Genomic DNA, 15,133 nt, shown 5'->3' with positions numbered 1-15,133 from the left:
GGGAGCGGGCTTGCCCCGCGATAGCGTCTGTCAGGGTACTTTCGGCACTTCAGGCAAAGGCTGACCTTTGGGCCACAGCATCCAGATCTGTCCCTGCTGCTTCATGTTCCCCGCCAGCTCGCCGGCCTCGTGGCCGGTGCCCCAGAACAGGTCCGCGCGCACTTCGCCGGTGATGGCGCCGCCGGTGTCCTGGGCGCCGACCGGACGCACCACCGGGCTGCCGTCCGGGCGGGTGGTGGAGAGCCACAGCAGGCTGCCCAAGGGGATTACCTTGCGGTCGATCGCGACGCTGTAGCCTGCGGTCAGCGGCACGTTGAGCGAGCCGCGCGGCCCCTCGTTGCTGTCCGGGCGGGTACTGAAGAACACGTAGCTCGGGTTGCTGGCCAGCAGCTCGGGCACGCGCTGCGGGTTGGCCTGGGCCCAGGCGTGGATGCTGCCCATGGTCACCTCCTCTTTCGGCAGCTGTCCCTGTTCCACCAGCCAGCGTCCGATCGGGCGGTACGGGTGGCCGTTCTGGTCGGCGTAGCCCAGGCGCAACTGGCGGCCGTTCTCCAGCTGGATACGGCCCGAGCCTTGAATCTGCAGGAATTGCAGGTCCATCGGGTCGGTCAGCCAGGCCAGCACCGGCGCCTTGGCGCCGTCGCGGTTGATCACCTCGGCGGTGTCGTAGGGTTTGAGCACCCGTCCGTCAAGGCGCCCGCGCAGGCGTTTGCCTTTGAGCTCGGGGTACACGCTGGCCAGGTCGACCACGATCATGTCCTCGGGCACCCCATACACCGGTACACGCGCGCTGTCGGTGCGGGCCAGGCTGCCGGGGTAGACCGGCTCGTAGTAGCCGGTGATCAGGCCGTTGGCGCTGTTCTGCGCCGAACGCAGGGCATAGACCTGCAGATTCTGTTCGAGGAAGGTGCGCACCTGGGCGGCATTCGCCGTTGCCGAGCCGGCTGCTTCGCAGGTGGCGGCCCACACCGGGTCGCGCCTTAGCTTCTCGCAGCCATTGCGCCAGGCGTAGAAGCCGGCCAACAGGTCGTCGTCGCTGACCTGGGGCAGATCCTTGAAAGTAGCTGGTACGTAGGTGGCGATGGCGTGGGGTTCGGGCTTGGCGCTTTCACCGCCGTTGCAGCCGGCCAGGAGCGCCAGGGCGGGCAGTGCCCAAGCGAAATGGCGCAATGCAGATTTCATGTTGTCGATCCTGTGTGGGGAAAAGCATGAAGATTCACCCCTGTTTTCTGTGTGGCTATTGGTCTTTGCCCCCGGGGCGGCGATACTGGCCGCCCGTTTTCCTGGCCGAAGAGACCGTGATGTTCAAGCGATTGACCGTAGTACTGCTCGCCGCCCTTGCCCTGAGCGCCTGTGACGGCGTCGACCCCAACTCGCCGTTGGGCCAGCGCAAGGCGATCTTCAAGCAGATGCTCAAGACCAGCGAAGACATGGGCGGCATGCTGCGCGGGCGCTTGCCCTTCGACGGCGTGAAGTTCGCCGATGGCGCGGCGAAGCTGGACAGCCTGGCCCATGCACCGTGGCAGCACTTCCCACAGGCGCGCGACGCGGGTGATAGCAGCGCGCGGGCCGCGGTCTGGGAGCGCCAGGCGCGATTTCAGGACCTGGCCCGGCAACTGGAGGGCGTCACTGGCGAGCTGGTCGCGGTGACCCGTACCCAGCCACTGGACGCAGCCCAGGTGAAGGCGCCGATGGACAAGGTCGAGGCGGCGTGCAAGGCCTGTCATAGCGAGTTTCGCAATCACTGAGCCAAGGGGCTCTTGTGGGAAGCTATCCGGTTAGCGTTCGAGCTCGTCCACGGCCTCCTGCAGCTCCTTCTTCGCCTCGGCCAGTTTGTCCTTGCGCTTGTTGATCTTCTCCGCGTCGCCCTTCTTCATGGCCTTGTCCAGGTCCTTGGTGCGCTGGTTCACTTCGTGGCGGGCGTCGAGCACCTTCTGCTCGCGTTCCTTGCGCAGACCGGCATCGGTACAGTGCTCGGTGACTTCGTCCAAGGCCTTTGCCAGGCCTGCTTGCTGGTCGCTGTTGCCATGGGCGCGGGCTTGTTCGATCTGTTCGCTGATGGCCTGGCGCTTGGCTGCGCAGCCGGTCAGGCCCGGCTGCTCTTGGGCAGCCAGCAGCGGGCTGGCGGCGAAGCCGAGCAGGGTGGACAGGGCGAGGGACGAAAGCAGTTTCATCGGGGGCTCCATATCGGGCAGGGCAGCGGAAAGCGAAATGCTGCCCTGATCCGCGCAAATTAGAAACCCTCGATTGCATGGTTGCGCAGGTTTCCGACAAGTCCCTGGACCTGCTCGTGGGCGAAAAAAGCCTGCAGTTGCTCGGCACGACCGGGCCCGACGCCAGGTTCGGCAAGCCATTGCTCGATGTTTCTGGAGGCCAGTGTGGGCCAGTCGGGGCCCAGTTGCAGGCTGGACGGCGCGGGTATGCCGAGGCCCCGCAGCCAACGCTGGAAGGGCTGTTGGCGGGCCTGAGCGAAAGCCGCATGCAATTGCCTGGCTCGTGCCTCGGCGATCCCGGGTACCTCGAGCAGCTGCTTCTGATCGAGGCTCAGCCAATCGGTCAACTGCACGATGTGGCCACTTTCGACAAGGCGTTTCCAGGTTTCGGCCCCCATGCCAGGCAGGTCGAGGCCCTGCTTGCCGCTCAACCAGGCAAGGCGGGCGATGAACTGCTGCTGGCATCCCTCGACTGCCTGCCAGCAGCTGAAGGCGTGGTAGGTCGCCGGATCCGGAGCCTGCACGATGGGGCGTCGAGCGGCACGATGCACCACGCTATGCAAGCGTGGGATAGTCATGCCGGCCAGGCTGACCGCTATCTGGTCACCCGGGCGGATATCCAGCTCCTTCCAGCGCGCCAGCGAGCCGAGGCTGAGCTGGTTTATCCGGCGGTCGTCCAGGGTCACTGGCTGCAATACCAGCAAGGGCGTGATGCGCCCGGTCCGGCCGATTCGAAACTGCACATCCCTGACCTGCGCCAGCGCCTGGGTGAAGGGGTATTTCCAGGCAGCGATCCAATAGGGCGCCTGGGCGCGCCAGCGCTGCGCCGCCGGGCGACTGTCCTGGCGCAGGATCACGCCGTCGGTGGCGAAGGGCAGGGGCGAGTGGTACCAGTGCTGGCGCCAGCGCGCGGCTTCGGCAAAGCCATCGATGGCCACGCTCAGCCGCTGGCTGTCGGTGAAGCCCAGTGCTGCCAGGCGTGCTAGGCGCTCGGCCTGGTTATCCGGGCCGTGTGGCCAGTCCCAGACGAACAGTCCGATGCTTGCGCCCTGCTCTTCGCTCATCCGCGTGCGTGCCAGCATCCCGGCGACGGTGCCGCGGGCATTGGCGCTGCCTGCCTCGGCCTGCACATGGTTGTTCAGGCGCCAGTACAGCTCGCCTTGGAACACCGCGTCCAGCGGTTGGGAAAGTTGCTGCACGATGCCGCTCAGCAAGGGGATGTGCCGGCTCCAATCGTGCCCCAGTATTCCATCGCCACGGCTGAGCAGGCCTGTCAGCTGGCCTTGGCGGTAGATCAGCGAGACCGCGACGCCATCGACCTTCGGCTGCATCCAGACATTGCGTTTGCCCTGCAGCCATCGGGCTACGGCCTGCTCGTCGGCGAGCTTGCCGACGCCGGTGTGAGGTATCGGGTGGGGGGCTGTGCCGCGTGCGCTGGCCAGCGGGGAATCGCTGTGGGAGAGGCCAAAGCAGGCTTGAAGCTCCAGCAGGTGCTGGCGGCTTTGATCGTAGAGCTCATCGGCCACCAGGGCGACGCCTTGGCGGTGATACTGCTCGTCCCAGTGGGCGAGGGTGGCACGCAGCTGGGCGACCTCGGCCTCGGCCTGCGCCGTGTCCCAGGCCGGGCAGGTGCTTGCCTGGGCGACGGGGTGGTGCAACAGCAGTGCAATGAAGATCAGCAGCAATGGCATGGCCGGCATCCTTGCAAGGCGGGAAAGTGTCCTTAGCCTAGGCGGGTGACGGTGTGGGCAGCGGCGGGGATTTGTCAGCCGATATGTCACGAAAAAGCCCCTGTCGATCACTCGGCAGGGGCTTTCCGTTACTGCTGTAGGAGGTTTACAGGCCAGCTGCGTCGCGCAGGGCGGCGGCGCGGTCGGTGCGCTCCCAGGTGAAGGTGGTGAAGGTGTCGTCGCCGACGGTCTTCTGCTGCGGAGTACGGCCGAAGTGGCCGTAGGCCGCGGTCTCCTGGTACATCGGGTGCAGCAGGTCGAGCATGGTGGTGATGGCGTAAGGACGCAGGTCGAAGCACTCGCGCACCAGTTGGATGATCTTGTCGTCGGAAACCTTGCCGGTGCCGAAGGTGTTGATCGAGATGGAGGTCGGCTGGGCCACGCCGATGGCGTAGGACACCTGGATCTCGCAGCGCTCGGCCAGACCGGCGGCGACGATGTTCTTGGCCACGTAGCGGCCGGCATAGGCTGCAGAGCGGTCGACCTTGGACGGGTCCTTGCCGGAGAACGCGCCGCCACCGTGGCGGGCCATGCCGCCGTAGGAGTCTACGATGATCTTGCGGCCGGTCAGGCCGCAGTCGCCCACCGGGCCACCGATGATGAAGTTGCCGGTCGGGTTGATGTGGTACTGCGTGCCCTTGTGCAGCAGCTCGGCCGGCAGGGTGTGCTTGACGATCAACTCCATCACCGCTTCCTGCAGGTCTTTCTGTGACACCTCAGGGTTATGCTGGGTCGACAGCACGACGGCATCGATGCCCACTACCTTGCCGTTTTCGTAACGGCAGGTGACCTGCGACTTGGCATCCGGGCGCAGCCAAGGCAGCAGGCCGGACTTGCGCGCTTCAGCCTGGCGCTCGACCAGGCGGTGCGAGAAGCAGATCGGCGCAGGCATCAGCACTTCGGTCTCGTTGCTGGCGTAGCCGAACATCAGGCCCTGGTCGCCGGCGCCCTGGTCTTCCGGCTTGGAGCGGTCGACGCCCTGGGCGATATCCACCGACTGTTTGCCGATGATGTTCATCACGGCGCAGGTGGCGCCGTCGAAGCCGACGTCGGAGCTGTTGTAGCCGATGTCGATGATGACCTTGCGCACCAGGTCTTCCAGGTCGACCCAGGCCGAGGTGGTGACTTCACCGGCGATGATCGCGACACCGGTCTTGACCAGGGTCTCGCAGGCCACGCGGGCGTATTTGTCCTGGGCGATGATGGCGTCCAGCACCGCGTCGGAGATCTGGTCGGCAATCTTGTCCGGATGCCCTTCGGACACGGACTCGGAGGTGAAAAGGGAGTATTCGCTCATCTCGATGGGTTCCTGAAATTTACCGATGTTGAATGTCGCCAGTGGCCCGCTGGAAATGCCGGACCTGGATCTGGAAACCGTTACGCAAGCCCACGTAGAGGCTGTCCCCTGGGGCCAGCCCTGCCGCGTTGGCCCAACGGGCCAGGTCGTCCTGCTCGAAGCCAAGCCACAGGTCGCCGCAGGCTTCGCGGGCCCACCCCTGGTCATGGCTGCACAGCTCGGTGACCAGCAGGCTTCCGCCCGCTTTCACCCGTCTGGCCAGCAGGCGCAGGGCCTGGGCCGGGTCGCTGAAATGGTGCAGGACCATGTTCAGCACAACGCAGTCAGCTTCCACATCCGTTGCACCCAGTGCATCGGCCAACTGCAGGTTGACGTTGTTCAGTGCGTGGCGCTCGCATACCTGGCGGGCCAGCTCGAGCATGGTCGGGCTGTTGTCCATGGCCGTGACCTGCTCGAAGCGCCTGGCCAGGTCGGGTAGGAAACCGCCGTCGCCGGGGCCGACCTCAAGGGCGCTGGCGCCATCCTCGAAGCTCAGCTTGTCGAGCAGTGCCAGCAGACTCTCGCGGTATTGCGGCAGGCCGGCGATGAGGTCTTGCTGGGCGCGGAATTTCTCTTCCACGCGCAGGAAAAAATCCTGGCTGGTGGCGGCGCGACGCTGCTGTACCTGGGCGATGCGGGCCTGCACTGCTTGAGGCAGGGCGAAATTGTCGACTTCATCGAGCAGCGCCGCATGCAGGCGGCCGCCCAGCCGCTGGCTATCGGGCAGGGCACGGCGGTAGAAGATCGCGTTACCCTCGCGACGGGTCGCCACCAGCTCGGCCTGGGCCAGCACCTTCAGGTGATGGCTCATGCCCGACTGGCCGATGTCGAAGATCTGTGCCAATTCCAGCACGCCGAACGAGTCGTTGGCCAATGCGCGCAGTACGTTCAGGCGCAGAGGGTCGCCGCCGGCCTTGCACAGGGCGGCCAGTTCGTCGCTGCGTTGTGGGGTGACGGGCGCATTGAAGTTCATGGGGCGGGAGTCTAGACAGGGGATGCTGTCGTCGCAATAGCAATATCAAAAAGTTTTGATATTGCCTGATCAGTGGCTTCCAGGGATGCCTCGTGGGAGTGGTGTGCCCCGCGATGGCGTCAGATCAGACGGGGGGATGGGCCAGGGCTGACGCCATCGCGGGGGCAGGCTCGCTCCCACAACCCCGCTTTTCTGCTCTTTTGCCAATCAATCACAGGAAAAAAGCCCGACTGCGACCATACGTCATTGCCCCCGGCCCCCCCTGTGGGCGAAAATGGTCGCCTTTTTCGCTTCACCACTTATTTCAAGCCCCAGGAGACTCAGCGATGCCCAGCCGTCGTGAACGTGCCAACGCCATTCGTGCCCTCAGCATGGATGCCGTGCAAAAGGCCAACAGCGGCCACCCAGGTGCCCCCATGGGTATGGCGGATATCGCCGAAGTGCTTTGGCGCGATTACCTGAAGCACAACCCGAGCAACCCAAGCTTCGCCGACCGTGACCGCTTCGTGCTGTCCAACGGCCACGGCTCGATGCTGATCTACTCGCTGCTGCACCTGACCGGCTACGACGTCAACATCGACGACCTCAAGGCCTTCCGCCAGCTGCACAGCCGCACCCCGGGTCACCCGGAGTATGGCTACACCCCGGGCGTCGAGACCACCACCGGCCCGCTGGGCCAGGGCATCGCCAACGCCGTGGGCTTCGCCCTGGCGGAAAAAGTGCTGGCCGCCCAATTCAACCGTGAAGGCCACGACATCGTCGACCACAACACCTACGTGTTCCTCGGCGACGGCTGCATGATGGAAGGCATCTCCCATGAAGTCGCCTCGCTGGCTGGCACCCTGGGTCTGAACAAGCTGATCGCCTTCTACGACGACAACGGCATCTCCATCGACGGTGAAGTCCACGGCTGGTTCACCGACAACACCCCGGCGCGCTTCGAGGCCTACAACTGGCTGGTGATCCGCAACGTCAACGGCCACGACGCCGACGAGATCAAGACTGCCATCGAGACCGCGCGTAAGAGCGATCGTCCGACCCTGATCTGCTGCAAGACCATCATCGGCTTCGGCTCGCCGAACAAGCAGGGCAAGGAAGACTGCCACGGCGCACCGCTGGGCAACGACGAAATCGCCCTGGCGCGCAAGGAACTGAACTGGAACCACGGCCCATTTGAAATCCCTGCCGACATCTACGCCGAATGGGATGCCAAGGAAGCCGGCGCCAAGGTCGAGGCCGAGTGGAACCAGCGTTTCGACGCCTACGCCAAGGCCTACCCTGAGCTGGCCGCCGAGTTCAAGCGCCGCGCCGCAGGCGACCTGCCAGCCGACTTCTCCGAGAAGGCCCAGGCCTACATCAACGAAGTTGCCGCCAAGGGCGAGACCATCGCCAGTCGCAAGGCCAGCCAGAACACCCTGAACGCCTTTGGCCCGCTGCTGCCCGAGTTCCTCGGTGGCTCCGCCGACCTGGCCGGCTCCAACCTGACCCTGTGGAAAGGCTGCAAGGGCGTCGAAGCCAACGATGCCAGCGGCAACTACGTGTTCTACGGCGTGCGCGAGTTCGGCATGACCGCCATCATGAACGGCGTCGCCCTGCACGGCGGCCTGGTGCCCTACGGCGCCACCTTCCTGATGTTCATGGAATACGCCCGCAACGCCGTGCGCATGTCGGCACTGATGAAGCAGCGTGTGATCCACGTCTACACCCACGACTCCATCGGCCTGGGTGAGGACGGCCCGACCCACCAGCCTATCGAACAGCTGACCAGCCTGCGCAGCACGCCGAACCTGGACACTTGGCGCCCGGCCGACGCGGTGGAATCCGCCGTGTCCTGGAAGCATGCCCTGGAGCGCAAGGACGGCCCGTCGGCGCTGATCTTCTCGCGCCAGAACCTGCAGCATCAGACCCGCGACGCCCAGCAGATCGCCGATATCGCCCGTGGCGGTTACGTGCTCAAGGACTGCGCCGGCGAGCCTGAGCTGATCCTGATCGCCACCGGCTCCGAAGTGGGCCTGGCCGTTCAAGCCTTTGACAAGCTGACCGCTGAAGGCCGCAAGGTCCGTGTCGTGTCGATGCCGAGCACCAGCGTGTTCGACGCCCAGGATGCCGCGTACAAGCAGTCGGTACTGCCGCTGGAAGTTGGCGCGCGTATCGCCATCGAAGCCGCTCACGCTGACTTCTGGTACAAGTACGTCGGCCTCGAAGGCCGCGTGATCGGCATGACCACCTACGGCGAGTCGGCCCCGGCCAGCGCGCTGTTCGAGGAATTCGGCTTCACCCTGGACAACATCCTGGGCACCGCCGAAGAGCTGCTGGAAGACTGATTCAGACTGTGCGAGGCGAGGGCGTTGCCCTCGTTTCGCGACACAAGGCCGCTCCTACAAGGTATGGCGTACACCGTACCCTGTGGGAGCGGCCTTGCGTCGCGATGGGCCGCAACGCGGCCCCCAAAGCCATCATGCGTTAGCGAGCCATCGAATGCCCCACCCGCGTCCCTACAAAGTTGCACTCAACGGTTACGGCCGCATCGGCCGCTGTGTCCTGCGCGCACTGTTCGAGCGGGGGGCGAAGGCCGGTTTCGAGATCGTCGCGCTGAACGACCTGGCCGACCAGGCCAGTCTGGAATACCTGACGCGCTTCGACTCCACCCACGGGCGTTTCCCCGGCGAGGTGAAGGTTGACGGCGACTGTCTGCATATCAACGGCGACTGCGTGAAAGTGCTGCGCAGCGCTACCCCGGAAGGCATCGACTGGGCCGCCCTGGACATTGACCTGGTGCTGGAATGCTCCGGCGCCTACCACACCCGTGCCGACGGCCAGCGCTTCCTCGATGCCGGCGCGCCACGGGTGCTGTTTTCCCAGCCCATGGCCAGCGAGGCGGACATCGACGCCACGGTGGTCTATGGGGTCAACCAGGATTGCCTGACCGGTAGCGAACTGCTGGTGTCCAACGCCTCCTGCACCACCAACTGCGGCGTGCCGCTGCTGCGCGTGCTGGACCAAGCCTTTGGCATCGAATACGTGCAGATCACCACCATCCACTCGGCGATGAACGATCAGCCGGTGATCGACGCCTACCACCACGAAGACCTGCGTCGCACCCGTTCGGCATTCCAGTCGGTGATTCCGGTGTCCACCGGCCTGGCCCGGGGTATCGAACGCCTGCTGCCGGAACTTGCCGGGCGAATCCAGGCCAAAGCGGTACGCGTGCCGACCGTCAACGTCTCGTGCCTGGACATCACCCTGCAGACTTCCCGCGATACCAGCGCCGAGGAAGTTAACCGGGTGCTGCGCGAGGCTGCCCTGGATGGCCCGCTGAAAGGCTTGCTGGCCTACACCGAGCTGCCCCACGCCAGCTGTGATTTCAACCATGACCCGCATTCGGCCATCGTCGATGCCAGCCAGACCCGCGTCTCAGGCCCTCGCCTGGTGAACCTGCTGGCCTGGTTCGACAACGAATGGGGGTTTGCCAACCGTATGCTCGACGTCGCCGAACACTATCTGCACGTCGTACACCCAACCCGCAGCAAACAGCCCTGAAGGACTGCATTCATGACCGTGTTGAAGATGACCGACCTCGACCTGCAAGGTAAGCGCGTACTGATTCGCGAAGACCTCAACGTCCCTGTGAAGGACGGTGTGGTAGCCAGCGGCGCGCGTATCCTGGCAGCGCTGCCGACCATCAAGCTGGCCCTGGAGAAGGGCGCGGCGGTGATGGTCTGCTCGCACCTGGGCCGCCCGACCGAAGGTGAGTTCTCCGCCGAGAACAGCCTCAAGCCGGTTGCCGATTACCTGAGCAAGGCCCTGGGCCGCGACGTGCCGCTGGTCGCCGATTACCTCGACGGCGTTCAGGTGCAGGCCGGTGACCTGGTGCTGTTCGAAAACGTGCGCTTCAACAAGGGCGAGAAGAAGAACGCCGACGAGTTGGCGCAGAAATACGCCGCCCTGTGCGACGTGTTCGTGATGGACGCCTTCGGTACCGCCCACCGCGCCGAGGGTTCCACCCATGGCGTCGCCAAGTTCGCCAAGGTCGCCGCCGCAGGCCCCCTGCTGGCCGCCGAGCTGGATGCCCTGGGCAAGGCCCTGAAAGCTCCGGCCAAGCCGATGGCTGCCATCGTCGCCGGTTCCAAGGTGTCGACCAAGCTGGACGTGCTGAACAGCCTGAGCGCGGTCTGCGACCAGCTGATCGTCGGTGGCGGCATTGCCAACACCTTCCTTGCCGCCGCCGGTCACCCGGTCGGCAAGTCGCTGTACGAGCCTGACCTGGTCGAGACCGCCAAGGCCATCGCCGCCAAGGTCAGCGTACCGCTGCCAGTGGACGTGGTGGTCGCCAAGGAATTCGCCGAGAGCGCCGAAGCCACCGTCAAGGCGATCGCCGATGTGGCTGCCGACGACATGATCCTGGACATCGGTCCGAAGACCGCCGAGCAGTTCGCCGAATTGCTCAAGACCTCGAAGACTATCCTTTGGAACGGTCCGGTCGGTGTGTTCGAGTTCGACCAGTTCGGCAACGGCACCCAGGTCCTGGCCAAGGCCATCGCCGACAGCGCCGCGTTCTCCATCGCCGGTGGCGGTGACACCCTGGCGGCCATCGACAAGTATGGCGTGGGTGCCGATATCTCCTACATTTCCACCGGTGGCGGCGCGTTCCTCGAGTTCGTCGAGGGCAAGGTCCTGCCTGCCGTGGCAATCCTGGAAGAGCGGGCCAAGGCCTGAGCGTGAAGGCGCCTGGCAAAGGGAGCGACCTGATGGTCAAGCAATTGCCTGTGATGATCGTGGCCTTGTTGCTGGGCGCCTGTTCCAGCAACAAGGGCAGCGAGGCCGATCCGGCGCAGCCGCCCAAGGGGGGTTGCTACCAGTCCCAGTGGCAGGCGGAGACGGCACCGGTGATCAACAAGCGCTTGGGTCCGGACGGCCTGGAAAAGTATGACGACGAACACCAGCGCAGGGCCCCGGGCTGCCCTTGATCGGGTGGTTGGCAACCTGGCAAGGGTTTCGTGGTCTTGAATACCGGGGCTGCGGCGCAGCCCCCAGCGGAGTAGTTTGATGAAAGTGCTTCTGGCCGCACTGGCCTTGGCGATCCTGGCAGGCTGCTCGCTGCTGCAGCCGGCCCAACCGGCCCCGGCGGACAACTGGACCCGCTGGGTCTGCGACAGCCAGGCCGAAGTGCTGTGGCGCTTCGCCGACCCGCAGCAGGACACAGTCGATGTCCGTCTCGGCGGCGGCGACCAAGTCCATCGGCTCAAGGCCGAGCCGGGTGCCTCCGGCGCGCTGTACAGCGATGGCATGCTGGCCTTCCACACCAAAGGTGACGAAGGCCTGGTGTATTGGGTGGCGACCAACGATCTGATTGGGCGGGGCTGCAAGGCACCGTGACTGGCCGGGCCGTGTAGATGGCCCACACTACTTGAACAGCAACCGCCCCTGCGGCAGGCTTGCATGAAACAAACGACGCTTGTCGGGAGAGAGATACACAATGGCACTCATTAGCATGCGCCAGATGCTGGACCACGCCGCCGAGTTCGGCTACGGCGTTCCGGCTTTCAACGTCAACAACCTCGAGCAGATGCGCGCCATCATGGAAGCCGCAGACGCCACCGACTCTCCGGTCATCGTCCAGGCCTCGGCCGGCGCCCGCAAGTACGCTGGTGCCCCGTTCCTGCGTCACCTGATCCTGGCCGCCATCGAAGAGTTCCCGCACATCCCGGTGTGCATGCACCAGGATCACGGCACCAGCCCAGACGTGTGCCAGCGCTCGATCCAGCTGGGCTTCAGCTCGGTGATGATGGACGGCTCGCTGAAGGAAGACGGCAAGACCCCGTCCGACTACGACTACAACGTCCGCGTCACCCAGCAGACCGTGGCGTTCGCCCACGCCTGCGGTGTGTCGGTGGAAGGTGAGCTGGGCTGCCTGGGCAGCCTGGAAACCGGTCAGGCCGGCGAGGAAGACGGCGTCGGCGCAGAAGGCATTCTGGACCACAGCCAGATGCTGACCGACCCGGAAGAGGCCGCCGACTTCGTCAAGAAGACCCAGGTCGATGCCCTGGCCATCGCCATCGGTACCAGCCACGGCGCCTACAAGTTCACCAAGCCACCCACCGGTGACATCCTGGCGATCGACCGCATCAAGGAAATCCACAAGCGCATCCCCAACACCCACTTGGTGATGCACGGTTCCTCGTCGGTACCGCAGGAATGGCTGAAGATCATCAACGAGTTCGGTGGTGATATCAAAGAGACCTACGGCGTACCGGTCGAGGAAATCGTCGAAGGCATCAAGTACGGCGTGCGCAAGGTCAACATCGATACCGACCTGCGTCTGGCGTCCACCGGTGCCATCCGTCGCTACATGGCTGCGCACCCAAGCGAGTTCGACCCACGCAAGTTCTTCGCCGAGACCGTGAAGGCCATGCGTGACGTGTGCATCGCCCGCTACGAAGCCTTCGGCACCGCCGGCAATGCTTCGAAGATCAAGCCGATCACCCTCGAAGGCATGTTCCAGCGTTATGCCAAAGGTGAACTGGCGGCCAAGATCAACTGATCCGGCACCGTTCAACGAAGGAGCCCGCAGCGATGCGGGCTTTTTTGTGCCCGTATGTCGACTGCCCACCGCTTATACCGTTAGTCGGCTAACATCGGTTCAGATGGCTTACGGCCATCTGCCTGCATTGCGTCTTCGGGGGCCGAGTCTAGAGTAATAATCGGATCCAATCACAAGTCGCAGTTGGACTTACCAAGAGAAGCAGCATGGATGGCGCTTATTCACAATCACCGGAAAGCAGCTCGGTGCTGCTGGTCGTAGACGACTACCCGGAAAACCTCATCAGCATGCGGGCCTTGCTGTCCCGCCAGGATTGGCAGGTACTGACCGCCAGTTCAGGGATGGAAGCCCTGAGCACCCTGCTCGAACACGAAGTCGACCTGGTCCTGCTCGACGTGCAGATGCCCGAAATGGACGGCTTCGAGGTGGCCCGCCTGATGCGCGGCAGCCAACGCACGCGGCTAACGCCGATCATCTTCCTCACCGCCAATGAACAGTCCGAGGCGGCGGTGCTCAAAGGCTATGCCAGCGGTGCTGTGGACTACCTGTTCAAACCCTTCGACCCGCAGATTCTCAAACCCAAGGTCCAGGCCCAGCTGGAGCAGCAGCGCAACCGGCGCATGCTGCAACGCCTGACCCGCGAACTGGAATCGGCGCGGGCCTTCAATGCCTCGATCCTGGAGAACGCCGCCGAGGGCATTCTGGTGGTGGACGAGTCGGGCTGCATCGGCTTCGCCAACCCGGCCGTCTCGCGCCTGCTCGATACCCCGGTGGACAAGTTGCAGGGCGCGCACATGCTGGACCTGATCCAGCTGCCCTGCGCCAACCTGTGGCACGAGTCGGACTTCTACCAGGCCTACCTGGGCCGGCAGATCTTCCGCGTGCACGACGCCCAGCTGCGTACACTCGCAGGCCAGTTGGTGCCGGTGGCGCTGTCCTGCGCGCCGCTGCCCGCCGAACAGAAGGCCATGGTGGTGACGGTGCTGGACATGTCCGTGGTGCGCAACCTGCACCAGCAGCTCGAATACCAGGCGGTCACCGACCCGCTGACCGGGCTGCTCAACCGCCGCGGGTTCTACCAGGCCGCCGAGAGCGCGCTGCTGCGCAACGAGCGCTCGGACAAGGCCAAGGCCTTGATGTACATGGACCTGGATGGCTTCAAGCGGATCAACGACCTGCTCGGCCATGAGGCCGGCGACAAGGTCCTGCGCTGGGTGGCCGATCAGCTCAAGGAGTGCCTGGGCAGCGAGGCGCTGTTGGCCAGGATGGGCGGTGACGAGTTCACCGCGTTGTTCGACGGACTGCCATACCCCGAGCAGGCCGGACGCTATGCCGAGAAGCTGCTGGAGCGGATGTCGAGCTTCCAGCAGGTGGATGGCCTGGAGGTCAACCTGGGGGTGAGCATCGGCATCGCCACCTACCCGGACTGCGGCGCCAACGTGGAAGGCCTGCTGCGGGCGGCCGATGCCGCAATGTATGCGGCCAAGCAGGCCGGGCGCCAGCAGTACCGTTTCTACGACCAGGAACTCAATGGTCGCGCCCGTTCACGACTGATGCTTGAGGACAGCGTGCGCACGGCCATCGAGCAGAACGACTTCAGCCTGGTCTACCAGCCCCAGGTGGCGTTCGCCGACGGTCGGCTGCGCGGCTTCGAGGCGCTGTTGCGTTGGAAGCACCCGAGTGTCGGTGATGTGCCCCCCGGGCTGTTCATTCCCTTGTTGGAAGAGGCGCGGCTGATCAACCGCCTGGCCAGCTGGATCTATCGCAAGGGCGCCGCGCAGCGCAATGCCTGGAGCGAGCGCTTCGGTTCGCAGCTGGTGCTGGGCATCAGCCTGAGCCGCGCCCAGTTCACCATGCCTGGATTGGTCGATGAACTGGCCCAGGTGATCGACAAGCACCAACTGCAGCCCGATCAGCTGGAGGTGGAGGTGGCCGAGACGTCGCTGATGTACAACATCGACGCGGCGGTGAAGCAGGTGCACCGCCTGCGCGAGCTGGGTATTCGCGTGGCACTGGACGACTTCGGTGCCGGCGATTGCTCGTTGCGCATGCTGCGCGACCTGCCCATCGACACCCTCAAACTTGACCGCCACCTGGTTGCGCGGCTACCGGACTCGGCGGCGGACATCGCGCTGGTGCGCAGCGTCATTGGCCTGTGCGCGGCCTACGACATCACGGTGATCGCCGAGGGCGTGGAGACCCAGACCCAGGCCGAATGGCTCAAGGATGCCGGCTGCGCCTACGTGCAGGGGTTCCTGGTCGCCCGTCCGCTGACCGCCAGCGATGCCGGCAACTTCCCGGTGGTTTTCCCATGGGCGTCGTGATTGGCTAAACTCGCGT

General features: G+C 64.8%; 13 protein-coding genes. 8 read left to right on the top strand and 5 right to left on the bottom strand.

Translation table 11 applies throughout. From position 1 onward, the window contains the following. Positions 1–30: 30 nt before the first annotated feature. Positions 31–1,182 (bottom strand): murein transglycosylase A, encoded by a 1,152-nt coding sequence (gene mltA / locus AC25ND_RS15705; RefSeq protein WP_062360204.1) that lies wholly within the window; start codon positions 1,180–1,182, stop codon positions 31–33. A 119-nt stretch (positions 1,183–1,301) separates the two neighbouring features. On the opposite strand from mltA, the gene AC25ND_RS15700 reads away from it, so the two are divergent. After that, complete coding sequence (locus AC25ND_RS15700) at positions 1,302–1,748, top strand: c-type cytochrome (RefSeq protein WP_028688330.1); 447 nt, start codon at positions 1,302–1,304, stop codon at positions 1,746–1,748. Between the two features lie 30 nt (positions 1,749–1,778). Here the strand turns inward: AC25ND_RS15700 and AC25ND_RS15695 are convergent, their stop codons facing one another. From AC25ND_RS15695 to AC25ND_RS15680, 4 genes are all read right to left on the bottom strand, one after another. Then, positions 1,779–2,174 (bottom strand): DUF1090 domain-containing protein, encoded by a 396-nt coding sequence (locus tag AC25ND_RS15695; RefSeq protein WP_028688329.1) that lies wholly within the window; start codon positions 2,172–2,174, stop codon positions 1,779–1,781. A 59-nt stretch (positions 2,175–2,233) separates the two neighbouring features. Further along, a complete protein-coding gene (ligB, locus tag AC25ND_RS15690; protein WP_062360201.1) occupies positions 2,234–3,904 on the bottom strand; it encodes an NAD-dependent DNA ligase LigB in 1,671 nt (556 codons plus the stop codon). Between the two features lie 145 nt (positions 3,905–4,049). Beyond that, complete coding sequence (gene metK, locus AC25ND_RS15685) at positions 4,050–5,240, bottom strand: methionine adenosyltransferase (RefSeq protein WP_028688327.1); 1,191 nt, start codon at positions 5,238–5,240, stop codon at positions 4,050–4,052. Between the two features lie 19 nt (positions 5,241–5,259). Then, the gene (locus AC25ND_RS15680) at positions 5,260–6,252 is read right to left on the bottom strand and encodes an ArsR/SmtB family transcription factor (protein ID WP_028688326.1); all 993 of its coding nucleotides are present in this window, start codon (positions 6,250–6,252) and stop codon (positions 5,260–5,262) included. 326 nt (positions 6,253–6,578) lie between these two features. Between AC25ND_RS15680 and tkt the strand changes: the two genes are divergently transcribed. The 7 genes from tkt (at position 6,579) to AC25ND_RS15645 (ending at position 15,117) form a co-directional block, all read left to right on the top strand. Then, positions 6,579–8,576, top strand: coding sequence for a transketolase (tkt, locus tag AC25ND_RS15675; protein WP_028688325.1), 1,998 nt, complete (start codon positions 6,579–6,581; stop codon positions 8,574–8,576). Between the two features lie 154 nt (positions 8,577–8,730). Then, entirely contained in the window at positions 8,731–9,792 is a 1,062-nt protein-coding gene (epd, locus tag AC25ND_RS15670) for an erythrose-4-phosphate dehydrogenase (protein WP_028688324.1), read from the top strand. Positions 9,793–9,804: 12 nt separating this feature from the next. Further along, entirely contained in the window at positions 9,805–10,968 is a 1,164-nt protein-coding gene (locus tag AC25ND_RS15665) for a phosphoglycerate kinase (RefSeq protein ID WP_486976424.1), read from the top strand. Positions 10,969–11,000: 32 nt separating this feature from the next. Further along, positions 11,001–11,219, top strand: coding sequence for a hypothetical protein (locus AC25ND_RS15660; RefSeq protein ID WP_062360254.1), 219 nt, complete (start codon positions 11,001–11,003; stop codon positions 11,217–11,219). A 79-nt stretch (positions 11,220–11,298) separates the two neighbouring features. Next, positions 11,299–11,628: an MliC family protein gene (locus AC25ND_RS15655; protein WP_186596493.1), complete on the top strand. Its 330-nt coding sequence runs from the start codon at positions 11,299–11,301 to the stop codon at positions 11,626–11,628. 100 nt (positions 11,629–11,728) lie between these two features. Then, a complete protein-coding gene (gene fba, locus AC25ND_RS15650; RefSeq protein ID WP_028688320.1) occupies positions 11,729–12,793 on the top strand; it encodes a class II fructose-bisphosphate aldolase in 1,065 nt (354 codons plus the stop codon). Positions 12,794–12,999: 206 nt separating this feature from the next. Continuing rightward, positions 13,000–15,117, top strand: a complete 2,118-nt coding sequence (locus AC25ND_RS15645) for a putative bifunctional diguanylate cyclase/phosphodiesterase (protein ID WP_028688319.1) — start codon at positions 13,000–13,002, stop codon at positions 15,115–15,117. The last annotated feature ends 16 nt before the right edge of the window (positions 15,118–15,133 follow it).

This window comes from Pseudomonas sp. P110(2024), assembly GCF_057480795.1.
The sequence above is the reverse complement of the archived record's forward strand: the minus strand, read 5'-3'. Positions and strand labels throughout refer to the sequence as shown.

Bases quoted from the DNA above. Each gene is read 5' to 3' on its own strand.
- ligB (WP_062360201.1), bottom strand. From the start codon at position 3,904: ATGCCATTGCTGCTGATCTTCATTGCACTGCTGTTGCACCACCCCGTC.
- fba (WP_028688320.1), top strand. From the start codon at position 11,729: ATGGCACTCATTAGCATGCGCCAGATGCTGGACCACGCCGCCGAGTTC.
- AC25ND_RS15665 (WP_486976424.1), top strand. From the start codon at position 9,805: ATGACCGTGTTGAAGATGACCGACCTCGACCTGCAAGGTAAGCGCGTA.
- AC25ND_RS15645 (WP_028688319.1), top strand. From the start codon at position 13,000: ATGGATGGCGCTTATTCACAATCACCGGAAAGCAGCTCGGTGCTGCTG.
- metK (WP_028688327.1), bottom strand. From the start codon at position 5,240: ATGAGCGAATACTCCCTTTTCACCTCCGAGTCCGTGTCCGAAGGGCAT.
- AC25ND_RS15700 (WP_028688330.1), top strand. From the start codon at position 1,302: ATGTTCAAGCGATTGACCGTAGTACTGCTCGCCGCCCTTGCCCTGAGC.
- AC25ND_RS15655 (WP_186596493.1), top strand. From the start codon at position 11,299: ATGAAAGTGCTTCTGGCCGCACTGGCCTTGGCGATCCTGGCAGGCTGC.
- mltA (WP_062360204.1), bottom strand. From the start codon at position 1,182: ATGAAATCTGCATTGCGCCATTTCGCTTGGGCACTGCCCGCCCTGGCG.
- AC25ND_RS15695 (WP_028688329.1), bottom strand. From the start codon at position 2,174: ATGAAACTGCTTTCGTCCCTCGCCCTGTCCACCCTGCTCGGCTTCGCC.
- AC25ND_RS15680 (WP_028688326.1), bottom strand. From the start codon at position 6,252: ATGAACTTCAATGCGCCCGTCACCCCACAACGCAGCGACGAACTGGCC.
- epd (WP_028688324.1), top strand. From the start codon at position 8,731: ATGCCCCACCCGCGTCCCTACAAAGTTGCACTCAACGGTTACGGCCGC.
- tkt (WP_028688325.1), top strand. From the start codon at position 6,579: ATGCCCAGCCGTCGTGAACGTGCCAACGCCATTCGTGCCCTCAGCATG.
- AC25ND_RS15660 (WP_062360254.1), top strand. From the start codon at position 11,001: ATGGTCAAGCAATTGCCTGTGATGATCGTGGCCTTGTTGCTGGGCGCC.